Raw genomic sequence first — 21455 nt, forward strand, 5'->3', positions numbered from 1 at the left:
GAGCGTAGCCCGCCGCCGGCGGGAATCTCTAAACGAACTGCCCGGCCTTCCCGTTACTGCCCGACACCCCCGACAACCCGGTGCTCCCGGTGCTGCCACCTGGACCGCCGGCGGCACCGCCGAGGCCGCCCTGTCCCCCGAGCGCCAGATTTCCGCCTGAGCCGACCGCGCCACCCGTGGTCGCGTCCCCGCCGTTGCCGCCGTTGCCGCCGATGCCACCCTGGCCACCGGTGCCACCGGAGCCGCCGGCTCCCGCGGCGCCCGAGGCGCCGGCCCACCCGATCAGACCTCCGGCTCCCCCGCTGCCGCCGCCGGTTCCCCCGGCACCGCCCGCTCCGCCGGCGCCGCCGTCACCGCCGAGGGCACCGTTGTTGCCCTGGCCGCCGGTCGCTCCCGACGGCGCGGCCGTCATCATGACTCCACCGCCCCCGCCGCCATCGCCCCCGGCACCACCGATGCCACCGACTCCGCCGACTCCCCCGGCGCCGGCGGCGCCGCCGGCGCCGCCGATTCCGAGGAATCCGGCCGCACCGCCATTTCCGCCGATGCCACCGATGCCACCCGTGCCGCCCGTTCCACCGATACCGCCGTGGCCTGCGGTCCCGCCGTCACCACCGATCGCGCTTCCGGTCGCGGTGTTGACGGCAGAGCCGCCTCCGCCGCCGTCGCCACCCGCAAAACCGGACGCCCCGGCACCGCCGGTGCCGCCGATCCCTCCGGCTCCTCCGGCACCTCCATTGCCGACGAACAACCCGCCATGTCCCCCGGTGCCGCCCGCGCCGCCAGTGCCGCCGCTACCGCCGGCGGACCCGGCTGCCGTACTCGCCGCACCACCGGCGCCGCCGTCACCGCCGGTCGCGGTCCCCGCATAGGGGCTGTTCGCGAAGCCGCCCAGGCCGCCCGCGCCACCCGCACCGCCGGTGGGGCCGCCGGAGGCACCGCTTCCGCCGGTCCCGCCGGAAACCGTAGTCACGCCTCCCACGGTGCCGCTCGCCACGATCAGCGAATTGCCGCCCCTTCCGCCCGCGCCCCCGTCGCCGCCAACGCCGGCCGAACCTCCGTTGCCCCCTGGCCCGCTGCCGATGGTGAGGGTCCCCGTGATACCGGGCGACCCAACGGTGACAATAAGATCCATCCCGGTTCCACCGGTGCCGCCCGTCTCGCCCACGCCGCCGGTGCCTCCGGTACCGCCGCCGGTGCCCTGCACAGTTACGTTGCCCAGGTTGCTAATAGTTAGTGGAGCGAGGGTGGGACTGTTGCCGGGTGCGGCCGTGCCGGTCGGCACGGGATTCACCCCCGCGACGCCGGTCAGACCCGTACCACCCTGCCCGCCGGCGCCGCCGGAGCCGAACCAGTTGGCATTGCCGCCGTGACCCCCGGTGCCGGGAGTTCCACCGAGCACCCCCGCGGCCGCGGACCCACCCTGCCCACCCGCACCACCGTCGCCGAACAACGTCCCGCCGGCACCGCCGTTCCCGCCGGCGGCGCCCGCCCCTCCATGGCCACCGGCACCGCCGTTTCCGATCAGCAGCGGTCCCGCGCCACCGTCGCCGCCGTGCGCGCCGGCGCCGCCCACACCGCCGACACCACCGCAACCGACAAAACGTGCCGCACCACCTACACCGCCGACCCCACCGACGGCCGTCGCGCCCTGCGCCCCACCGAGTCCACCGGTGCCGCCGTTGCCGAACAACCAGCCACCTCGACCGCCCGCGCCACCGGCGGCACCCGACACGGTCACACCCGCGCCTCCGGCACCGCCGATGCCGCCGTTACCGAACAGGCCCGCATCTCCACCGGCCCCGCCGGCCTGGCCGGGCGCGCCCGAACCACCGCGACCACCGTTGCCGAACAACAACCCGCCGGCACCACCAGGTGCCCCCGAAAAGTCCGGTGCATCAACGCCATTGCCGATCAACGGGCGCCCCAACAGCGTCTGCGTCGGAGCGTTGACCAACCCCAGCAGACTCTCCAGCGGCGACGCGCCGGCCGCATCGGCGGCGGTGTACGCACCCGCCGCAGCGGCCAACGACCGCACAAACTGCTCGTGAAACGCCGCGGCCTGCGCACTGAGAGCCTGGTAACCGCGACCGTGTGCCGCGAACAACGCCGTAACCGCCGCCGACACCTCGTCCCCGGCCGCCGCAACGATCCCGGTCGTCGGCGCGGCCGCCGCCGCGCCGGCCGAAGACAACGCCGATCCGATCCCCGCCAGATCGCCCACGGCCGTCGCGACCAACTCGGGCACAGCAATGACGAACGACATCAGCAACCTCCCGACAGGCCTGGCGACGGCTTCAGAGTAGACCCGACGCGAACACCGCGATGGACATTGCGTGACGAAGCCGCAGAAAAGCAGCGCGGCTACCCCAGGATTCCCGGTCCTGACCGGATGTCGCGCCCACCCGGCGGGTTCACCACAGCAAAGCCGCAAGCGTTTCAGGATGTGGCCTGCGAGTGCTGGATGCACCTGGGCAGTGTTCTGGCTGGCGCTGCCCCCCGAACAAACTCGACCTGGCCCGGGTGCGCCCCGAGTACCACACCTGGGACTGCGCGCTCGAGGACGACGGCCTGCACCTCCACGGGCTTTACCAGACCTGCCCCGAGCCACAGGCGTTCGACCGGCTGCGCCGGCGCCTGCTGCCGACAACGGTTTTCACCGAAAACGCCCCTATGGACTCGTGATTCTCGGTACGGTTGGCCTGCGTCGCGTTGCAGAGTGGTCGGGGAATCAAGACTGGTTGGCAACGCGGCGCCCACTTTGCCGGGTAATGTCGGCCCGGGCCTCAATCCCCTTCTCTAACTTGCCCTTTCGCTGACAAGCGGTGTTCCGGCGCACCATTTCTACGCGTCGGGCGCCCCGGGCGCCGACTCAGCGCGCGATGGCACCGGTCTGTCGCGCCGAGCTGGCAGATGCGGTGCGGCATCCCGAACGATCCAGCGAAACGCGAATATTAGCCAGGCGCGTCATATACAGTCCCGCGGTATGCAAAACCGGTCATGACGTGACCCGGGGAAGTCGCTGGAGTCTGTTATGAACTTTTTGGTATCGCCGCCGGAGGTGAATTCGCTGCGCATCTTCAGCGGAGCGGGTTCGGCACCGATGTTGGGGGCGTCGGCCGCCTGGGATGGGCTGGCTGCCGAACTGGCCTCGGCGGCCGAGTCCTTCGCATCAGTGACGTCTGTGCTGGCGGGGCAGGCGTGGCAGGGTCCCGCGGCGACGGCCATGACCGCGGTTGCCGCACCCTATGCCCAGTGGCTCAGCGCCGCGGCAACCCGGGCCAGTGAGGCGTCCGGTCAAGCGATGGCGGTGGCCGACTTGTTCGAGGCCGCACGGGCGGGCACCATTCATCCAGCGGTGGTGGCGGCCAATCGCAAAGCGCTTGTCCAGCTGGTGATGTCGAACTTGTTCGGGCAGAACGCGCCCGCGATCGCAGCCGCCGAGAGCAGCTACGAACAGATGTGGATCCAGGACGTGACCGCGATGGTCGGCTATCACTCCGGCGCATCCGCGGCCGCAGCCGAGTTGACACCGTGGCAGTCTCTGGGGGGTCTGGCAGATCTGAACACCAGCATCGGCAACAGCGGTGCATGGAATCTCGGCGTCGGGAACACTGGCGACAACAACCTCGGCAGCGGAAACACCGGAAAAGCCAACGTGGGCAGTGGAAACTACGGCAACGCCAACCTGGGCAGCGGCAACGGCGGCAACACCAATCTGGGCAGCGGAAATACCGGTAACGCCAACCTGGGCAGTGGCAACTGGGGCAACACCAACTTCGGCAACGGCAACTACGGCAATCTCAACCTGGGTGGCGGAAACCAGGGCAATGGAAACCTCGGCCCCGGAAACGTCGGCGACGGCAACCGCGGTGGTGGAAACATCGGCTCCACCAACGTGGGCAGCGGAAGCCTCGGCTCCTTCAACCTCGGTAGCGGCAACGCCGGCGACTCGAATGTCGGCTTCGGGAACAAGGGCAGTTTCAACTTCGGGTTCGGCAACAACGGCAACAACGACGTGGGGTTCGGGCTCACTGGTGACAACCAGGTCGGTATCGGCGCGCTGAATGCCGGCATCGGAAACCTGGGATTCGGCAACTCAGGCAACAACAACATCGGCTTCTTCAACTCCGGCGACAACAACGTCGGCTTCTTCAATTCCGGCAACGGCAACTGGGGATTCGGCAACGCTGGGACCACCAACACCGGCTTCTGGAATGCGGGATCGGTCAACACGGGTTTCGGTAACGGTGGCAGCACCAACTTCGGCTTCGACAACGCCGGCATCGCCAACGTGGGCGCGGGCAACGCGACATACAACAGCGTCGGCTTCGGTAACGCAGGCTCGGGCAACACCGGATTCTTCAACTCGGCCCAATACGGAACGAACACCGGCGCATTCAACTCGGGCTACTGGAACACCGGTCTGTTCAGTTCCGGCAACACCAACACCGGCCTGTTCAATTCAGGAAGTCTGAATACCGGGTTCGCCAGCTCGGAAACACCTGTGGGCGTGACGAATTCAGGATTCGGCAACGTCGGCAGCAATTTGTCCGGCTTCTACAACACCGGCTCGGACTCGTCAGGGTTCCAGAACAGCACCGCTGACGCCTTCGGCTACACCTCCGGTTGGGGCAACTCCGACGGCCGGGGCAATGTCGGGTTCCACAACACGGGCTTCGCACTGTCCGGCTTCGGTAACACGGGTTCCTACAACGCCGGGATCAACAACTCGGGTAGCTCCAACTCCGGTCTGGCCAACGCCGGCAACACCAGTTCCGGCGGCGGGCACCGGGGCGACGACCAGTCGGGATTCTTCAACTAGCCTGTGTCGCCTGCTGTTTCGCCCACCGATAGTCGGCCTTGCCGGACGGCGACCGCTGCAGCTTGGCGCAGAAGATCACCTCTTTGGGCAGCTTGTAGCGCGCGACGTGACGGGCCGCCTCGGCGATGATGCTCTCGGCGTCGACCTGCTCGCCGTCCGCCAGCTGCACCAGCGCGACCACCTCGTTTCCCCACCGCTCACTCGGACGGCCGGTCACCACCACGTCGTAAACGGCAGGGTGCTCGTTGATCGCGGCTTCCACCTCCTCGGCGAAGATCTTCTCGCCGCCAGAGTTGATGGTCACCGAATCCCGGCCCAGCAGTTCGATCTGGCCATCGGCGTCCCACCGGGCGCGATCACCGGGGACCGAATGACGCACCCCGTCGATGACCGGGAACGTCCGGGCGGTCTTGGCCGGATCGCCGAGGTATCCCAACGGGATCGGGCCCTGTTGGGCGAGCCAGCCGATCTCGTCGTCACCGGGTGACAGGATCCGCGTCAGGTCCTCGCTGACCACCACGGCACCCGGATTGGGCGCGAACCTGCCCGACGCCTGCTGGGCCGCACTCGACACCTGGCCCATCTGGGCCCCCGATTCCGACGAGCCGCCCGCGTCCAGGATGGTCAGGTGCGGCAGCAGCTCCACGAACCGCTGCTTCAGCGGGGCGCTCAGCGCCGCACCGCCAGTGACCAGCACGAACAGCCCGGAAAGGTCGTAGTCGCCGGTCTGCAGTTCGTCGAGCAGCGGGCGGCCGAAGGCGTCGCCGACGATCGATAACGACACCACGCGTTCGCGGCTGGCCAGCGCCCACACCTCGGCCGGATCCAGATGGGTGGTTGTCGGCGCCATCACAAACGGCCGTCCCGCGCACAGGTTGATGAACGCCGCCCACTGCGCTGCGCCGTGCATCAGCGGTGCGGCCGTCATCGACCCCGGCCCGTCGGGCCGCGAGCGCTCCACGATCTCCTCCAGGCTGCTCACCGGCTCGCCGGTGCCGAAGGTCCGCCCGCCCATCGCGTTCATGAAGATGTCGTTCTGACGCCACAGCACCGCCTTCGGCATGCCGGTGGTGCCCCCGGTGTAGAGCATGTAGAGGTCGTCGGGTGAGGGCACCACGTCCAGGGGTTCGTCGGACACCGACGCCAGCAGTTCCTCGTAGCGCACCGCCCCGGGCAACGGCGCGTTGCCGGACTCGTCGTCGACGTGGATCAGCCGAACCGGCCGGGACACCCGTTCCAGCGCCTGCGCCAGTGTCGGCGCGAAGCGCGCCTGATAGAGCAGCGCATCCGCATCGGCGTTGCCGATCAGATACACCAACTCGTCGGCGACGTAGCGGTAGTTGACGTTGAACGGAGCGACCCGGGCCTGGTATGCCCCGAGCATCGCCTCCAGAAACTCATTGCAGTTGGCCAGATACAGACCCAGATGACTCTGCCCGGATTCGTGCGGCGCCAACTCGGCGCGTTCCTTGCGGGCACCGAATCCCCACCCGTGCAGCGCACGCGCGAACCGGCGGGCCCGTTCCTCGGTCTGGGCGAAGTTGAAGCGCCGGTCGCCGAACACGATGGCGTCCCGGTCCGGATTAGCCGCGGCGACCGCCGAAACCACCTGGGCGAGGTTGAATTCCACCGGAACCTCCCGAGCCGTCCTGACGTCGTGACCTCACGACAGTATCGACACCGGGATCCGCTGACACCGTTGCGCCGCGCGGCCGGGCGCGGTCAGGCATTCTTTATTCATGGATCTGGACGCCCTGCTGCATTCAATCCCGCCGCTTGCGGTCTATCTGCTGGTCGGCGGCGTCGTCGGAGTGGAGAGCCTGGGCATTCCGCTGCCCGGCGAGATCGTGCTCGTCAGCGCGGCGCTGATGTCCTCGCATCACGAAATCGGGGTCAACCCGATCGGTGTCGGCGCGGCTGCGGTGATCGGCGCGGTGGTGGGCGACTCGATCGGTTACTCGATCGGCCGCCGCTTCGGGATGCCCTTGTTCGACCGCCTGGGCCGCAGGTTCCCGAAGCACTTCGGTCCCGGCCATGTCGCGCTCGCCGAGCGAACGTTCGAGCGCTGGGGTGTCCGCGCGGTGTTCTTCGGACGGTTCATCGCCTTGCTGCGTATCTTCGCCGGGCCGCTGGCCGGGGCGCTGAAGATGCCCTACCCGCGCTTCCTGGCAGCCAACGTGAGCGGCGGCATCTGCTGGGCCGGAGGCACCACCGCCCTGGTCTACTACGCCGGTGTCGCCGCCGAACGCTGGATGTCGCGGTTCTCCTGGGTCGCCCTGGTGATCGCGGTCGTCTGCGGCGTCACCGCGGCGATCCTGCTGCGCGAACGCACGTCGCGCGCGATCGCCGAACTCGAGGAAGAGCACTACCGCAAGACCGGGACTCCAGCTCCGGAAAAGGCCGCCTGACTCAGCTGAGCGCCCCTTGGGGGTCGTGCTCAGGTTGAACGCCGTCCCGCGGCCGGTGCTGCTCGATGAGGCCGCGGGCCATGGTGCGCGAGCGCATGGCGGCGTCGATGTCGCCGACCGCCGCCAGGATGATCGCGCCCTTCATGAGGATCTGCCAGGAGCGCGCGAAGTCCTCGACGTCGCGTAGACCGGCGGCCACCGCCCGCTTAAGGACGATTTCCCGCACGTTGTTGATATGGACGATGCTTGCCTTTCCGGCGGGGTGGTCGGCGCCCAGTTCCAGCAGCACGTTGATGAAGGAGCAGCCCTCGAATCCGTCGCGGTTCTGGAACCACTCGTGCAGGACGTCGAAGATCGCCAGCAACTGTTCCTCCGGGGTGCTGCCGAGCGAGGCGGAGCGCTCCTCGATCAGACCGTGCGTCCACAGCACTTCCCGACGTTCGAGCACCGCCAGGACCAGCGCGTTCTTGGTCGCGAAGTGCCGGTACAGCGTCGCCTTGGCCACGCCGGCGCGCTCGATAACTTCCTCGGTGCCTACCGCCCGGATTCCACGCCGGCTGAACAACTCGTAGGCGGCAGTCAGAATCCGTTCGCGCGCGGGCACGGCGGGCCCCCCGGGACCCGTGACGTCGGGCGTTGTCATAACGAGTTTTACCGTACTCTTACCGAAGCCATGTAGACAGACAGCCCTGTCTTGTTATACAAATGGAACTTACACGGCGATCAAGCTGTCTGTCTTCAGATATGCAGGGCGGGCATCCATCGCGGCGCGATCTGCGCCAGCCGATTAGGAGTGCACCATGAGCCTGGTCATTGCAGAATCTTTTTCCACACATCTCACACTCAGCACCCGCCTGGTCTATCAACTCGGCGAACCACGCAGCACCTTGCGTGCGATCACCGATCGCAGCGGCGATGCGGTGGTGATTCACGCCGGCGGCGAAATTGACGCGTGCAACGAGAACACCTGGCACCAGCTGGTGACCGAAGCGGCCGCCACAGCCACCGCACCGGGTCCCTTCGTCGTCGACGTCACCGACGTCGATTTCATGGGCTGCTGCGCCTACAGCGTGCTCGCCGAAGCCGCCGAGCACTGCCGTCAGCGCGGCGTCGAGTTGCGTCTGGTGAGCCATGCGCCGATCGTCGGCCGCATCGTGGCAGCCTGCGGGCTGAGCGCGGTGCTACCGATCTACCCGACGGTGGACAACGCCCTGGCGATGGCCTGACGACGGTTACGCCGCGCCGTGGCGAGCACCGCTGGTAGCCAGCTCGCGGTCCGGCCCGGCGGGCGGCGGGCCCACCTCCAGCACCGAGCGCACCGCCGCGCGCAGGTACTCACGCAGATTGGGCAGGCTGTACCGCCCGCCACGCAGACCGATCCACTTCGGCAGATCGATGATGCAGGTTGCGATCAGGTCGACCGCCCCGTCGTCGCTGCGTCCCCAAAGCCCTTCTGCCAGTTGGGCCATCACGGCGGCCAGCTCACGCTCGAGAGCCTGCAGGTGCTCGGCGATATCGGCCGGCATCGGCTGACTCACGACGTCGTCACGACGCACGGTCATCAGGCAGGCCGACGAGCCCGGATACAGGTCCGGGTACAGCAACGAGGTCTCGGCGGCGGCGTAGACGGCGTCCAGGGGCTCGCTGCCAGGCTGGGACCTGGCCTCCTCGATCAAACTGATCAGCTGGTCCAGGAAGCGCCGTTCCGCGCGGATCCAGACCCGGCCGAGCAGGCCGCCACGGGATTCAAAGGTGCGGTAGATGGCGCCGTTGGACACGCCGGTGGCCTTGGTGAGCGCACGAATCGTCACCGCTTCGATGCCGTCCTGGGCGACCAGGTCCTCGGTGGAATCAAGGACGTAGTCATGTTCTTGCAACCGGGGACTCAACACTGCTAGATCGCTCCTTCATTGGGACGTGCTTCGCACGCCGCCGAACCCACCCAAGAGACCCCGTAAGAGTCGAACTCTCGGTTCCCTCCGAGGCCATTGTCCCCAACGAGGCGGCTTCGTACTGGGAAATGGCCGACATGGCCAACTTCTCCGTCCTAACGCACATGAACGGCAGGTTTGCCCCGCCGTCGCAGGGGTAGGTTGCGGGCATGAGCACGCGGCGCTCGGGGGGCGGCCTTCCGACGGTGGGTGTGGAGGAAGAGTTTCTCCTGGTCGACCCGGACACCGGGGAACCGGCGCCGCGCAACCGCGAGGTGGCCGCCGAGGCCGCTCGCCGCGGAGTCGAGCTCGAGCTGGAATTGGCCAGCTGCCAGGTGGAGACGACCTCCAGCGTGGCGACCAGCGCCGCACAGCTGCACGAAGAGCTCACCCGGCTGCGGCGCACGGCCGCCCGGGCCGCTGCGGCCGTCGGCGTGCGCCTGCTGGCACTGGGATTGCCTCCCGTGACACCCCACGAGTTCCCGGTCACCGACACACCGCGTTACCGGCAGATCGGTGACCAGTACGGGATGGTGGCCCATGAGCAGGGCATCTGCGGGTGTCACGTCCACGTCGAGGTGCCCGACCGCGCCGCGGCCGTCCACGCCGGCAACTGGCTACGCCCATGGCTCCCGACTTTGCTTGCGCTGTCGGCGAATTCGGCGATCTACCGCAACAGCGACTCCGGTTACGCAAGCTGGCGCAGCGTGCTGTGGCGGCGCTGGCCGGTCGCCGGTCCCCCGCCGTACTTCACCTCCATCGACGAGTACGACCGCACGGTGCGCATGCTGGTCGATACCGGAGTGATCCTGGATAGCGGGATGGTCTACTGGGACGTGCGCCCCTCGGCGGATTTTCCGACCGTAGAGGTCCGGGTGGCCGATGTTCCGGCGACCGCGGCCGACACCGTGCTGCTGGCCACGCTGATCCGGGCGGCCGTGATCACGGCGGTCGACGAGCGCGACCGTAGCGTCGACCGGTTGGCGCCGGCCGCGCTACGGGCCGCGTACTGGAAGGCCGCCCATGACGGTTTGGCCGGCAGCACTTTGGATCTGGTCGGCGACCGCGAGGCAGTGCCGGTGCGCGAGCAATTGAGTGCGTTGGTTCATCGGGTCCGCCCGGCGCTGGACGCGCTCGGCGAATACCACCACGTCGTCGACCAACTCGACCGCGTGACGACGCAGGGCAACGGGGCGATGCGACAACGTCAGGCATGGCACCGCCGGGAGACGGCACTGGACGTCATCGAGGACGCAGCGGCGGCGACGGTCAGCTGAAAAACGTTGCCGCGCCTAGTGTGATGCCTATGGAGTAGGCCGGGTGGTGGTGGTGGGCGCTTGCGCCGGGGCTCCCGGTCGCCCGGGACCCATCGTTGCGCCAGGGCCCATCATTCCCCCCGGTCCCATCCCTCCGCCGGGTTGCATCGTTCCCCCGGAGCCCATCATCGGGCAGGTTCCGGTGCGCCCGCCGCCGGAGCCGCCCTGACCCCATGGGTGGCCATCCTGCGACCACGCCACGGAGAAGCCCGCGAAAAAGACCACCGCAACGATGAAAACGACACCGGCCACGATGCCCACCCAGGCCGCCAATTGCCCCAGCCAACGACCTTCGGTCGCGGAGGCGGCCGCCGAGGTGGATTCGGATTCTTGCGTCATATGTCAACGCTAAGGTGCAGATACCCCTCCGGGGTAGGGCATTAAGTCCCTGATCGTCAGGTGTGCGGCGCTCCCGGGCCACGGTCGACGCCGGCACGCAACTTCACCGACGCGGAGTAGGCCAGGGTGCGGAAGTGCAGCACCGGATCCTCGGAGGGTTCGATGCCGTCGGTGACCCGCATCGGGTCGAAGACCACGATGTCGCCGCCGTGTTCGCGCTCGGTGTCCACGCCGGTGACCTCGATCGTGCCGACGCTGATGGTGTCGGCGCTGTGCCAGGGCGCCGACGGATCAACCGTCGAATCCTCCGGTCCGGCGAGCTGAACACGGAAATCGAACCGCACCGGACCGTCGCCGAGGCGGGTGTGCAGTTCGTCGTCGAGGAAGTCCCGGTCCTTCTTGCGGGCCGCCCGCAGTGGCAGGTGCTGTACTCCGGCCGCCGGAATCAAGTGGTAGCGAACGAATCTGGCGCTGCCGTCGGCGGCGACCCAGCGAAAAGCGTGCAAACCGTGGTATTCGATGGTGGCGTAACTTGCCGGCGTCTTGCCGGCGGCCGCCAGGACCGGCAGAGCACGCAGCAACGCCGGGCGGGTCGCGAAAAGGCGGGCCAGCCGGGCCGGCATCGCCGGGCCGGGCCGCAGCGCCTTGAGCAGATCGACGAATCCCTCCGGCCCGCTCGCCGCGAACAGCCGGGCAGTCTGGGTGGAGACATCGGTCGTCGTGCCGTCCGGCAGCGTGAACTTCACCGCCAGCCCGCGCACGCCCGGCGCCCCGTCCGGCTGGGCGGGGTTGCCCGATCCGTTGGAGAACCGCACCAGCACCGGCACCGGTGAGCCGTCGAGATGCCTTGCGCGCGAGAGACCTGCGGCCTCTGGCGTCGCAATGAAGGTACCCCGGTACAGGGCGCCTTTGGCGTGCAGCGCCCGATAGCCCGGACACGCGCCGCCGCCGTCCCGGATCGCGGCGATTGCGTCATCAGGAGTAACCGGCATTGCCGAATCGTATGTCCTCGCGACCGCATTTACACGGCGAGCAACCGGTACAGACCGATCAACCCGACCACCACGATGGTGCCGCGCAGCGCATTTGACGAGAGCCTTCGTCCGTAGCGCGCGCCGATCAAACCCCCGATCAGTGACCCTACCGCGATCAGTCCGGCCACCGGCCAGCTGATGCGCTCCCAGGCGACGAGCGTATAGCTCACCGCGGCAACGATATTCACAATCAGCGTGAGCAGATTCTTCGCGGCGTTCATGCGCTGCACCGATTCCGGCAGCAGCGCGCCCATCACCCCGACCAATAGAATGCCCTGCGCCGCGGTGAAATAGCCTCCGTAGGCACCCACCAGGAACGTGCCGATCACCAGGGCCGCCATCCTGGCCGGCGTGATGTGCTCGGCGGAGCGGCCCGCGTCTTCAGCGCGCCGGCGCGCCCACGACTGGATGCGCGGTCCGATGACCACCAGGATCAAGGCCAGCACCAGCAGCACGGGCACGATCCGGGTGAAAACCTTCTCGGGCAGGTGCAGCAGCAGGTATGCGCCCAGCACGGCGCCGGCCAGCGATGCAGGGATTTGCCATCGCAACCGGTTCCACTGCCCGCGCAGTTCCCTGCGGTAGCCCCAGGTGCCCGATACGCTGCCGGCCACCAGCCCGATCGCATTCGACATGGTGGACGTCACCGGCGGATAGCCCAGCGCGACCAGTGTCGGAAAGGTGATGAGGGTGCCCGATCCGACGAGCGCATTGATGGCGCCGGCCCCGAGCCCGGCGAGTCCGATCAGGAGCATGTGGGAAACCGACACCCGAAAACCCTAGACTGCCTAGCGAATCAGTGTCTGACCGCCGTATGCACCGATGCGCTCGGGCCGGTCGATGTGGTGTCGATCAGCGATGACGAGCATCCCCTACCCACGGTCTGTCTCAGCGGCGACAACGCCTCGATCGACGGTGGCCAGGCCGGGATCAGCGGTGTGCCCGGGCTGGCCGCCCACGGCGAATGGATCGACTGGATCGACCCGGGCACCCGCTGATTCCGCTTAGCTACCGGTGTAGGGAATGTTGGGGATGTTGGGGATGTGGGGAAGGCTGTCCAGCGACGGCATCGGTCCGCCCTGCTGGAATAGCTGGACCGCGGCGTTCTGACCGTTCTCGTTGGCGACCCAATCCCGCACCGTGGTGTACAGGTTGGTGCTGGCCTGGGTGGCCAGCTTCGCCGCCAGGTCATACATCGTCATGCTCGTGCCCGGGATGACCTGGCTGCCCCGCGGGGTGTGTGGGCCGTCCTTGTTCAGCACCGTGTGGCACTCCTGGAATCCGGGCGGCGGTCCGCCGGCCGGGCAGCCCTCGAGGGGGAACTGCTGGGAGAAGTCGATGTTGTAGTAGCCGGTGTGCAGATCCGCCGGGAAGTCCGCCGGGTTGCAGGTCGGGAAGATCGGCGGTGCGAGCCGGTCCAGTTGGCCGATGGCGACGTTCTCCTCGACCCAGTTGGAGTGCGCGTAGAAGTCCTGCTGCGTATGCAGCAGGGCGCCGAAGGCGGCGCGGGCGCCCGGTCCGTCAGCCTCGACGTTGCCGTTGAGCACCGATCCGCTCAGCACGATGGGCGAGAAGACGTCCCAGGCCTGGCGGGCCCGGTTGCAGATGTCAACGGGGTTGATGGAGTTGTCCAGGTGACGGAACTCGTCCGTGGCGAACACGTCACTGCCCATCGCTCCCCCGCCGGGCGGCGGGCCGATGAGGATCTGGTTGACCGCCAGCTGGCTGACCTGGTCGGCGGGCAGGGCGTTGCGGGTGATCGTCTCGTGGTACTTGACGTAGAAGGCTTGCGCCGTCGGGGCCCCGAAAGATGCGACCGCGGCGAGGCTCGCCACTATCGCGACGAGGACACCCATCGGGCGTCTGCGGATGAGCGTCATGAAATCTCCGTGCTAGTAGGACCGAGAAGGACGTGCTGGCGTGCGCTTTCGTAGACGTTTCCTGATGAACCTTACGAAATCAATAAATGGTCGGCGATATCAGCATGGGCGAATACCAGCGACTCTTACTGCGCAAGCGTCAAATAGGAGTCGGCCGACCGTTACGCAGGCGGACCTTCGGAAGCTCGGAAGATGTTGCGCTGGTGCGTATTAGAGGTACGGCAGCGTGGTGGTGCGGTACGTCTCGCCGGTGTCGGCGAGCAGCTCGGTGAACTTCTCCCGCAACGTCACCGTGGCCTCGCCCACCGGCCTGTCGCAGAATCGGCAGTGCGCCGTGAACTGCGTCTGCTCGCTTTCCTCGGGCCAGAACCGGCGGGGTCCGACCGTGGCCCCGGGGTCGTACTGGACCGACTGGTGCGCGGTTTCGCGCAGGATCCTTCCCACCGGATGAGCCTGCGGGCATTCGAGTTTGAGCGTGCCTATGCCTTCGGAAAAGCTCATGCGGATGAGGGTAGGCCGTCGTGCTGGCGCTCGCCCGCCCTAGACGTCTGCGGTGGTGTACCTCGTCTTGTTCGGCGGCGCAGCCAACAGCGGCGGAAGCTCGGTCACCTTGCCTTCACCGGCACGGAAACGGCGGTACGCCTCATCGGCTTCGACGGATTCCCAGACCTCATAGATGAGCCAGTGCGCTTCGTCGTCCTCGTCGATCCACACATCGGTCTGCAGGTTGCCGTCAAACGCACGGGTGACTTCCAGGGTGCGGCCCATCAGCTCGCGGCCGGCAGCCACCGACTCGGGCTTGAACCGGAGCTCGAGAATCACCGTGACCGCCATGTCGTCTCCCTTTCGCGCATCTGGATGCGTTGCTCAGTCAGGCGCATCACCGAGAATGTATTTCTGCAGGCCTCCACTCGCACTTTCGCTGCAGATTTGCAGCCTCGGCGACTGGACGCGTGCTGGTGGTGCGAGCCAGTCTCTAGTTATAGACGGGCCGACATCTGGGACGTCAGCCGGCAGCCCACTCCTTGGCCTGTTCCAGCTCGTCGAGGCCGAACACGGCAAGCTCGCCGGGAACGAGCCAAGCCAGCGCATGCAGCACGTGAGCGACCCATTCGAGGTCGGTGACGATCGCGATGCGCTTGAAAGCGGCATGGTGCGGCAAGACGGTGCCGAAGCCGAGCTTCAGGTCCTCGATCAGCCCGCCGGGCCCGAAACCCTCGTAGTCGGACGGGATAACCTCGACAATCCTGATCTCGCCGGTGTTCAGCCGCTCCTGCAGGCTTGGCCTCATCTCGCGTAGCTCGTCGCCACGAAGTCGGCCTGATACGCGGATGCCGGTTACTCCCTCCGGCATGTCCGGCAACAGTTCAATCATCGGAATCTTCTTTCTGTGGCGGGGTCCCAACCCCTACCGCCAGTCAACCCCCGCGTCATCATGCGCGCAATGGAGGCCGTTTCATCCGGGCAATGCTGTTGTTCCGTAAGGCATTTCGGGGTGCACGAAGACGTCGTTCAATGTCACGGTGCGGAGCCTGCGCGCGCGGATGATGTCGACCAGTTGACCGTAGACATGCGTGACCGGTGTGTGGTTGAGGTGGCCGATCACGATGTTCTGGGCAGCAAAGTACTGGTATGCCAGCCGGACGATGGTGTCTTCCGGGAGCAGCGCGGAATCCCGCAGGTCGCCGCTCCACAACGTGGGGTTCTGATAGCCCAGATCGGCAGCTACCGCGTCGACCGACGCGTTGTGGTGGCCGTACGGCGGGCGGAAGTACGGCGCGGCATCGACTCCGTAGGTGTTACGCAGGAACACGTCGGTGCTTTTGAGTTCGTCCGCGATCTGTCGCGGCGTGAGTTTCGTCAGGTCCGGGTGCGTCCAGGTGTGATTGGCCAGCTGGATCTGACCGGATTCCACAAGCGGTCGCAGGGATGCGGCATTCTCCGTCCAGGCGCGATAGGCGCCGGTGACGAAGTAGGTGAGCCGCACGCCGGTGTCCCTGGCGAATTGCGTGTAGAGCCGGACCACTTCGGTGTCAGCGCCGTCATCGACCGTCCAGGCCAGCAGATCGCCGGCCCCGGGAAGCTGCTTGAGCACCGCGCCTCGCGCCAGCGGCACCCGCGCGCCCGGATCAGGCGGCGGCAACACCTTCAGTGACGACGGGTTGGGATCAGGCGCCGAACCGAGGACGTCAGCGTGCGCCACCGGCACGCCGGTGGCCGCGACGGTTGCGGCCAGGGCGATCAGGAACCGCCGCCGCTCCAGTTCGCTCACGTCTGCGCTCCTCAGCCCGCGGCGCCGGTCAGGGCGGCACGGCACATCATCGGTCCAAGTGCCAGACAGGTTAGGCCGCCGGCCGCCTCGCGCGGCCGTTCAACAGCCGGGTGTCGCGGTCAGGTACGGACTTGTGACCTCGGGGTGCTCAGGCCGCAACCAGGCCGAGCGTCAAGGACGGTGAGGAGGCAGGGTTTGGGAGTGGTCCCGGCTGGGATCGAACCAGCGACCTTCCGCGTGTGAAGCGGACGCTCTTCCACTGAGCCACGGGACCGGCGCCGAGAGGCGAACGACGTCGAACACTAGCACGGTCACGGCGAGGGCCGGACGGGCCAGGGGTTTCCACGCCCGTCCGGAGCCCCCGTCGACATGCTCTGACCAAGCAATTTGTGCGGGACTGCTCACTGGACTATCGTCGTGCTTCGCACCGGGCGACGATCTCGCCCGTTGCGCGCGGATGTAGCGCAGTTGGTAGCGCATCACCTTGCCAAGGTGAGGGTCGCGGGTTCGAATCCCGTCATCCGCTCGAAGGTGCGAATTGGCATCAATCCCAGCGGTGGAGTGGCCGAGTGGTGAGGCAACGGCCTGCAAAGCCGTGCACACGGGTTCGATTCCCGTCTCCACCTCCGATTTCGATCCCCCAGCGCGATTAGCTCAGCGGGAGAGCGCTTCCCTGACACGGAAGAGGTCACTGGTTCAATCCCAGTATCGCGCACCACGTTCTAACTCCGGTTTCATCCGCAAAATCAGTCCGCGTGAACTCAATGTGAACTGCTCGGCGCAAACCTCAAAGGTTTCGCCATGTCCAGTGCCGCCGCCGAAACGGCGCTGAGCGACCACCTGCACGACGCCCGTAAGCATCTTCTGCACGCCTATGTAGCCGTCGATGAGTCCGACCGCGATGTTGTCGGCGCCCTCATCAACGACGTTGACCGGGTGTTGGCCGGCGTGACTGCGCGGCAGTTGCGCCGTTCCTGAAATATGCCCGCTTCCGGCATTTGCGCTGCTAGCGACATATTTCTGAGTTTCGTTGCAGCCCTTGGCAATTCGCCATTTTCGTGGGTTAGCTTGGCGGCATGACAACTCCCACCAGCACCCCACCGACCGGTCCCGAAACCGCAGCGCTGGACTACCTCGTTCGCATCGGCGAAGCCGTTCCCAAAGCGACGGCCCTCGCCGGTGCGCTGCGCGACTTCGCCGGCGCCCTGCACGTCGAGGGCGCACTTGCCGGCCTCACCACCGCCGCCGATGCACGGCTCGCCGCCGCGACTATCGCCGAGGCGGCCTGCACGGCCGACGATCCCGCCGCCGCGCTCAGGATCCGCGCCGCCGCGATCCGTGCCGGGTGCTGGGACTGCGCCAATCCCGACGGGCTCGCCCAGGCGCTCGACGGCGCCGCAACCGTGCTGGACGTGATGTGAGCGGGCCCGCGCCGCGATCGTTCCCGCCGGCGTGGGCCGGCCTGGTCGACGCCATCCTCAGGGCCTGGGCTGTTCGTACAAACGGCAACGCCCGATGAGGATCTCTGCCAGCCGTTCAGGTTCGCTCACCATCAGCATGTGGCAGGTGTCGATCTCAATGAGCGTCTGCACTCCGCCAAGCGCGGCGATGCACTCGCGTTGAATCTTCACCGAGACGGCGCGATCACGCCGAGTGAGTATCCACGTACGTGGCACATCGTCGGGCATTCCACTGCGGTCAACTTTTTCAATCATTATTGAGGGTGATTCCTGACAGGACCGAGCCAGCGTGAACCTGCGCTGTGCGGGAGTCATTCCGTTGCAGAATACAAACCTCGCCAACGCAGTAGGCAAACCTCCCGGGCGTAATGAACGGGATTTCTGCACATGACGTTTCGCGGTGCGACGTGCGTACCAGCTCTGCGCCCCGGAAAGCGTGTCCACCAGGGCGCTGCCGTTGGTTGGTACTTGCGCGGTGGCCAAGATCATCTCCCGCACCCGCGCCGAGCCGAGCTTGGTGACAACACCGGGGACGATCACGCCCGCCAGCGAATGGCCGACGATCACGAGGTCGTCGAGCGCAGCATTCTCGATGTCCGACACCACCGAATCGACCCACCCATCGACACAAGCGGTGATCAAGTCACCGCCTTTAGTTCCCCGACCCGGCAAATCAACGGTGAGCACCTTTAGTTCCGGCTCCAGGATGCGGATCACGTCGATGGTTGGGTCCCAAGAATCAGCGGCGAACCCGCCTCCGTGCACGAGAACCAATGCGGGCAATCCCATCGCCAGGTCCTCCTTCAGCGTCGTGAGCCCAGGACCGCATCGTAAAGCGCTGCCACGACGGAGCGGTATACCGCGGTCGACAACGACGCGATTCGGGCCGCGGCGTTGTCTGCGCTCCAGGCGTCGTCTGGCCGGCGTTCGGGCGTCTGATCGGCTCCGCCGCGTAGGTACTCGGCCAACGTCTTTCGTATCGCGGCTGGTGTAACACCCAGATTCAGGATTCGTGCGCCAGCAGGTCTCTGAGCGCCCCACCAATCGAGCGCATTCCAGCAACCACCGTGTCCCGCAGATCTGAGCCGCCGGCATCCCAGTTGGCAATGACGGCATAGGAGAACGAGGTGCCATTTCGTTCGACGGTGCCCACGTCGGCTCTGACGGCTGCGTCGGTCCCGGTCTTATTGCGGATGGTGAAGCCGCGATCGGGTTCGGTATGCGCCAGCGGATCAAGGCCGAATGCGGACGCCACCATCGACAGATCCACGCCCGTCGCCAGCCACGCGTTCAACTCGTTGGAGACCGACGACGAGATGAGCCGCTTGGCGGCCAGGTGACACATGAAATCGGACAACTCGGCGGCCGAACCCACCGAGAACGTCCACGCGTCATCGGGGCCGCGCTGGTCCCGAACCCGATCGAGCAGCGCAGTCTTGGTGAAACCAATTGCCCCACCGAGTTCTTGGACGCTCTGCAATCCCACACGGTTCAGCAACACGTTGGTGGCGAGGTTGTCGCTGACCGACGCGACCAGCACGCACAGATCGCGGACACATAACTGCTGAACCTGCAGATGCTGCCAGATACCCGAATCGGCAACGTGCACGGCAGGATTGCGGTCCAGTACTTCGTCGAAGTCCATCGTGCCGTCGTCGCACCGCCGCGCAACTTCGGCTAATAGCAACAGCTTTCCGACACTGGCAGTCTTCATGGCCGCATCGCAATTGTGGTGAACCAGCGGGCGACCGGCGGCGTCTCGAATACAGATCGACCAATTGATGTCGGGCGTGCTGCCGACGGTGTTGCTGATCGACCGGTGCAGCGCGGCGTGCGGAATCGGCAGCCCATGCGGCATCACAGCACCGTAGATCGACTGAGCGTTATGGCGCCAGCGTGATGATCCCCGGCTCCAGAGGCGGCATCGGGGAGACCCCACCGGTGCCACCGCCGGTGCCTCCTCCCCCACCGCCACCGCCGGGCGGAGGGCCGACAACGGGAGGTGCCGGCTTCCTCGGCTGGGGCGGGGCCACTACGGCCGGTGGCGTGAGGTTCTGCGCCTCAACTCCCGGTCCCGGCGGAGCCGGGATTTCCGGATTGGCGCCTTTGATCAGCGAAGAAGCCAGCACCACAACATGTTTCGACTGACTCCAGGCTGCGGGATTGGTGAACACCACCCGTCCCCGGTTGTTCGGGCAGTAGGCCTCCACTGCCGCGTCGAGAAATCGCGATTCGGTACGCACCAGGCGGGCCGGGTCGGCGCCGGGGGTGACGGTGTTCGCGGTATCCACCAGCGCATCCAGTAGGGCGTCCGCCGACATGCCGGACGCGAGCCCGCCGCAAATTTGATGCGCTGTGGCGATGAGGGCCGGCACACCGGAGATGGCCGAGACGCCCTTTTGGTCGAGCAGAGCCAGGAACTGATCATCCTGGGCCGTGTCGGCCCACGATGCGGCGGCGTTCACAGCGGCGGCGCCATACAGCAGCGAGACGCCAGCTAGTAGGGACCCGGCAGCGAGGGTGATGCGGGTGGACATAGCGGGGCTCCGATTGGCTCGAGACCGGTAATCCAGACTCCCAATACATCGGGAGTTAGCAGAAAGTTTACCTCACGTTAACCCTTAAAATCACCCTGCGCTGATGTTCGGCGAGTCTTATCTCGGCGTTGTCAGCGTCGCGTGATCAGCACCGTCGCCGCCCATGTACTGCGCGAACCTGGAAGAGTGACCAGGTATGTCACTGCTCGCAATCCTGCTCGTCGTCGGTCTCGTCGGACTCGGCCTCGTCGCCGGACTCATTGCGTTGGTGGTGCGTATGACGAGATCACCGAAGCCCCAGCCCTACGTGCCGCACGCGTGGCAACCGGCTGCGGGCTGGTATCCCGATCCGTCGACACCGAACGTGTTGCGCTACTTCGATGGTCAGACCTGGACGCAGGCTACGAAGCCCACGGGCCAGGGCTGACCCGAAGCCGCACGGCGATAGTCGGTGACCAACCGGTCTAAGCCGTCAGCGATTCGATGACCTTGACCAGCTCATCGGGGGCCTCCCAGTTCAGCGCGTGCCCCGCGTCGGCCACTGTGACCAGCCGGGCGCCGGGAATGCCGTCAGCCATCCGGCGCGAGTGATTGGGCGGTGTAGTGCGATCCGCCGCCCCGACCATGACGACGGTCGGCACCGTGATCTCGCCTAGGCGCGGATAGCGGTCTTCACGCGAAAAGGCCCGCACGATCGGAATATGCGGACCGTGTTCGTCGACGTGCTGCCGGAAGCCCTCGGTGAACACCGAGACCATTGCCGGGGACGGTCGCTTGCCGCACTGGGCGGCGCCGAATAGCACTGCCATCGTCCGGTAGCGCAGCAACCGCGGCAGTATCCCGCGCTCCAGCAGCGGCATCTGCACCTTGTTCTGAGGCGCTCCGTCCATCACACGGCCGGCCCAGGTGGCGAACAGCACCAGGCCTCGCAGACGCTCCGAGACGTCGGCATGGTCGAGCATTGCGCGGATGGAGACGAATCCGCCCATCGAATGGCCGACGAGCACCGCGTCGTCGACGCCGAAATGTTCGAGCACCGCGGCGATGTCGGCGGCCATGGGCCCAGAACCGATCCCCTCGGAGCCGAGCGTGGACCTGCCGTGCCCGCGCTGATCGAAAGCGATAACGCGATACCCCCTGGCCAACAACGCATCCCACACGACGTTCCACTCGGCGAGGGTGACGGTGTAACCGTGCACGAGTACGACCGGCGAACCCTCGCCCGCGGACAGCGCGCGCAGCACCGTCCCGTCGGGGCGGGTGATCGTGACCTCGTCGCCTTCCGGCTCGGCCAGCAGTTGCTCCCGGGTGAGCGGATCGGGGTTGCGTTCGATCCACCCGACAAGTGCGCGCAGTCCGGCCCAGCTCAACACGCCGGTGGTCCCCAGTGCCGCGCCCGCGGCCAATCCCGTCCTCACCGGCGATAGTCCTGCGTCATCACGGCACACTCTCC

At 66.9% G+C, this 21455-nt stretch carries 24 protein-coding genes, 4 tRNA genes and 1 pseudogene; 12 read left to right on the forward strand and 17 right to left on the reverse strand.

Annotated elements, in window-relative coordinates; all coding sequences use genetic code 11:
• Positions 1-28: 28 nt before the first annotated feature.
• Positions 29-2266: a PE family protein gene (locus QXK92_RS08125; RefSeq protein WP_306241155.1), complete on the reverse strand. Its 2238-nt coding sequence runs from the start codon at positions 2264-2266 to the stop codon at positions 29-31.
• 126 nt (positions 2267-2392) lie between these two features.
• Here QXK92_RS08125 and QXK92_RS08130 point away from each other — a divergent pair.
• A pseudogene (locus QXK92_RS08130) lies at positions 2393-2574 on the forward strand (hypothetical protein); the annotation flags it as partial.
• Between the two features lie 460 nt (positions 2575-3034).
• Positions 3035-4825: a PPE family protein gene (locus QXK92_RS08135; RefSeq protein WP_306241156.1), complete on the forward strand. Its 1791-nt coding sequence runs from the start codon at positions 3035-3037 to the stop codon at positions 4823-4825.
• Here the strand turns inward: QXK92_RS08135 and QXK92_RS08140 are convergent.
• Positions 4818-6455, reverse strand: a complete 1638-nt coding sequence (locus tag QXK92_RS08140) for an acyl-CoA synthetase (RefSeq protein WP_306241158.1) — start codon at positions 6453-6455, stop codon at positions 4818-4820. The genes QXK92_RS08135 and QXK92_RS08140 overlap by 8 nt on opposite strands.
• A gap of 109 nt (positions 6456-6564) precedes the next feature.
• On the opposite strand from QXK92_RS08140, the gene QXK92_RS08145 reads away from it, so the two are divergent.
• On the forward strand, positions 6565-7233 hold the full coding sequence (locus QXK92_RS08145; RefSeq protein WP_306241159.1) for a DedA family protein: 669 nt from the start codon (positions 6565-6567) through the stop codon (positions 7231-7233).
• Position 7234: 1 nt separating this feature from the next.
• On the opposite strand, the gene QXK92_RS08150 is transcribed toward QXK92_RS08145, so the two are convergent.
• The gene (locus QXK92_RS08150; RefSeq protein WP_306241160.1) at positions 7235-7876 is read right to left on the reverse strand and encodes a TetR/AcrR family transcriptional regulator; all 642 of its coding nucleotides are present in this window, start codon (positions 7874-7876) and stop codon (positions 7235-7237) included.
• A 157-nt stretch (positions 7877-8033) separates the two neighbouring features.
• On the opposite strand from QXK92_RS08150, the gene QXK92_RS08155 reads away from it, so the two are divergent.
• Positions 8034-8459 carry an anti-sigma factor antagonist gene (locus QXK92_RS08155; RefSeq protein WP_306241161.1) on the forward strand — a complete coding sequence of 142 codons (426 nt, stop codon included), beginning with the start codon at positions 8034-8036 and terminating at the stop codon, positions 8457-8459.
• A 6-nt stretch (positions 8460-8465) separates the two neighbouring features.
• On the opposite strand, the gene QXK92_RS08160 is transcribed toward QXK92_RS08155, so the two are convergent.
• A complete protein-coding gene (locus QXK92_RS08160; RefSeq protein ID WP_306241162.1) occupies positions 8466-9125 on the reverse strand; it encodes a TetR/AcrR family transcriptional regulator in 660 nt (219 codons plus the stop codon).
• A 209-nt stretch (positions 9126-9334) separates the two neighbouring features.
• Between QXK92_RS08160 and QXK92_RS08165 the strand changes: the two genes are divergently transcribed.
• Positions 9335-10441, forward strand: coding sequence for a glutamate--cysteine ligase (locus QXK92_RS08165; protein WP_306241163.1), 1107 nt, complete (start codon positions 9335-9337; stop codon positions 10439-10441).
• A 27-nt stretch (positions 10442-10468) separates the two neighbouring features.
• On the opposite strand, the gene QXK92_RS08170 is transcribed toward QXK92_RS08165, so the two are convergent.
• From QXK92_RS08170 to QXK92_RS08180, 3 genes are read right to left on the reverse strand one after another with little or no spacing between them, the layout of a single operon-like run.
• Positions 10469-10819, reverse strand: a complete 351-nt coding sequence (locus QXK92_RS08170) for a hypothetical protein (RefSeq protein WP_306241164.1) — start codon at positions 10817-10819, stop codon at positions 10469-10471.
• A gap of 56 nt (positions 10820-10875) precedes the next feature.
• Complete coding sequence (locus QXK92_RS08175) at positions 10876-11811, reverse strand: catalase family peroxidase (RefSeq protein WP_306241165.1); 936 nt, start codon at positions 11809-11811, stop codon at positions 10876-10878.
• A 29-nt stretch (positions 11812-11840) separates the two neighbouring features.
• On the reverse strand, positions 11841-12623 hold the full coding sequence (locus tag QXK92_RS08180) for a sulfite exporter TauE/SafE family protein (protein WP_306241166.1): 783 nt from the start codon (positions 12621-12623) through the stop codon (positions 11841-11843).
• 75 nt (positions 12624-12698) lie between these two features.
• Here QXK92_RS08180 and QXK92_RS08185 point away from each other — a divergent pair, with 75 nt between their 5' ends.
• Positions 12699-12851 (forward strand): hypothetical protein, encoded by a 153-nt coding sequence (locus QXK92_RS08185; RefSeq protein ID WP_306241167.1) that lies wholly within the window; start codon positions 12699-12701, stop codon positions 12849-12851.
• A gap of 6 nt (positions 12852-12857) precedes the next feature.
• Here QXK92_RS08185 and QXK92_RS08190 read toward each other — a convergent pair whose 3' ends face one another.
• The 6 genes from QXK92_RS08190 to QXK92_RS08215 all read right to left on the reverse strand — a co-directional run bounded on the left by QXK92_RS08190 (position 12858) and on the right by QXK92_RS08215 (position 16279).
• Positions 12858-13733 carry a hypothetical protein gene (locus tag QXK92_RS08190; RefSeq protein ID WP_306241168.1) on the reverse strand — a complete coding sequence of 292 codons (876 nt, stop codon included), beginning with the start codon at positions 13731-13733 and terminating at the stop codon, positions 12858-12860.
• Between the two features lie 210 nt (positions 13734-13943).
• Positions 13944-14234, reverse strand: coding sequence for a hypothetical protein (locus tag QXK92_RS08195; RefSeq protein ID WP_306241169.1), 291 nt, complete (start codon positions 14232-14234; stop codon positions 13944-13946).
• A 39-nt stretch (positions 14235-14273) separates the two neighbouring features.
• A complete protein-coding gene (locus QXK92_RS08200; RefSeq protein WP_306241170.1) occupies positions 14274-14567 on the reverse strand; it encodes a putative quinol monooxygenase in 294 nt (97 codons plus the stop codon).
• 172 nt (positions 14568-14739) lie between these two features.
• Positions 14740-15108 (reverse strand): STAS/SEC14 domain-containing protein, encoded by a 369-nt coding sequence (locus QXK92_RS08205; protein WP_306241171.1) that lies wholly within the window; start codon positions 15106-15108, stop codon positions 14740-14742.
• Positions 15109-15189: 81 nt separating this feature from the next.
• Positions 15190-15936, reverse strand: a complete 747-nt coding sequence (locus QXK92_RS08210; protein WP_371934199.1) for a polysaccharide deacetylase family protein — start codon at positions 15934-15936, stop codon at positions 15190-15192.
• A gap of 271 nt (positions 15937-16207) precedes the next feature.
• Positions 16208-16279, reverse strand: a tRNA-Val gene (locus QXK92_RS08215).
• Positions 16280-16458: 179 nt separating this feature from the next.
• Here QXK92_RS08215 and QXK92_RS08220 point away from each other — a divergent pair.
• The 5 genes from QXK92_RS08220 to QXK92_RS08240 all read left to right on the forward strand — a co-directional run bounded on the left by QXK92_RS08220 (position 16459) and on the right by QXK92_RS08240 (position 17426).
• Positions 16459-16531 (forward strand) — tRNA-Gly (locus tag QXK92_RS08220).
• Between the two features lie 29 nt (positions 16532-16560).
• Positions 16561-16631: transfer RNA gene (locus QXK92_RS08225), tRNA-Cys, on the forward strand.
• A gap of 17 nt (positions 16632-16648) precedes the next feature.
• Positions 16649-16723 (forward strand) — tRNA-Val (locus tag QXK92_RS08230).
• Between the two features lie 83 nt (positions 16724-16806).
• Entirely contained in the window at positions 16807-16983 is a 177-nt protein-coding gene (locus QXK92_RS08235; protein WP_306241172.1) for a hypothetical protein, read from the forward strand.
• Positions 16984-17081: 98 nt separating this feature from the next.
• Complete coding sequence (locus QXK92_RS08240; RefSeq protein WP_306241173.1) at positions 17082-17426, forward strand: amino acid aminotransferase; 345 nt, start codon at positions 17082-17084, stop codon at positions 17424-17426.
• 57 nt (positions 17427-17483) lie between these two features.
• Here the strand turns inward: QXK92_RS08240 and QXK92_RS08245 are convergent, their stop codons facing one another.
• The 3 genes from QXK92_RS08245 to QXK92_RS08255 all read right to left on the reverse strand — a co-directional run bounded on the left by QXK92_RS08245 (position 17484) and on the right by QXK92_RS08255 (position 20002).
• Entirely contained in the window at positions 17484-18254 is a 771-nt protein-coding gene (locus QXK92_RS08245) for an alpha/beta fold hydrolase (protein WP_306241174.1), read from the reverse strand.
• A 214-nt stretch (positions 18255-18468) separates the two neighbouring features.
• Positions 18469-19323 (reverse strand): serine hydrolase, encoded by an 855-nt coding sequence (locus QXK92_RS08250; RefSeq protein ID WP_306241175.1) that lies wholly within the window; start codon positions 19321-19323, stop codon positions 18469-18471.
• A gap of 25 nt (positions 19324-19348) precedes the next feature.
• Positions 19349-20002, reverse strand: coding sequence for a DUF732 domain-containing protein (locus QXK92_RS08255; protein WP_306241176.1), 654 nt, complete (start codon positions 20000-20002; stop codon positions 19349-19351).
• Between the two features lie 196 nt (positions 20003-20198).
• On the opposite strand from QXK92_RS08255, the gene QXK92_RS08260 reads away from it, so the two are divergent.
• Entirely contained in the window at positions 20199-20429 is a 231-nt protein-coding gene (locus QXK92_RS08260; RefSeq protein ID WP_306241177.1) for a DUF2510 domain-containing protein, read from the forward strand.
• 37 nt (positions 20430-20466) lie between these two features.
• Here QXK92_RS08260 and QXK92_RS08265 read toward each other — a convergent pair whose 3' ends face one another.
• On the reverse strand, positions 20467-21420 hold the full coding sequence (locus tag QXK92_RS08265) for an alpha/beta fold hydrolase (protein ID WP_306241178.1): 954 nt from the start codon (positions 21418-21420) through the stop codon (positions 20467-20469).
• Positions 21421-21455: the final 35 nt, after the last annotated feature.

This window comes from Mycobacterium sp. TY815, assembly GCF_030755135.1.
In the GTDB taxonomy this organism is placed as follows: domain Bacteria; phylum Actinomycetota; class Actinomycetes; order Mycobacteriales; family Mycobacteriaceae; genus Mycobacterium.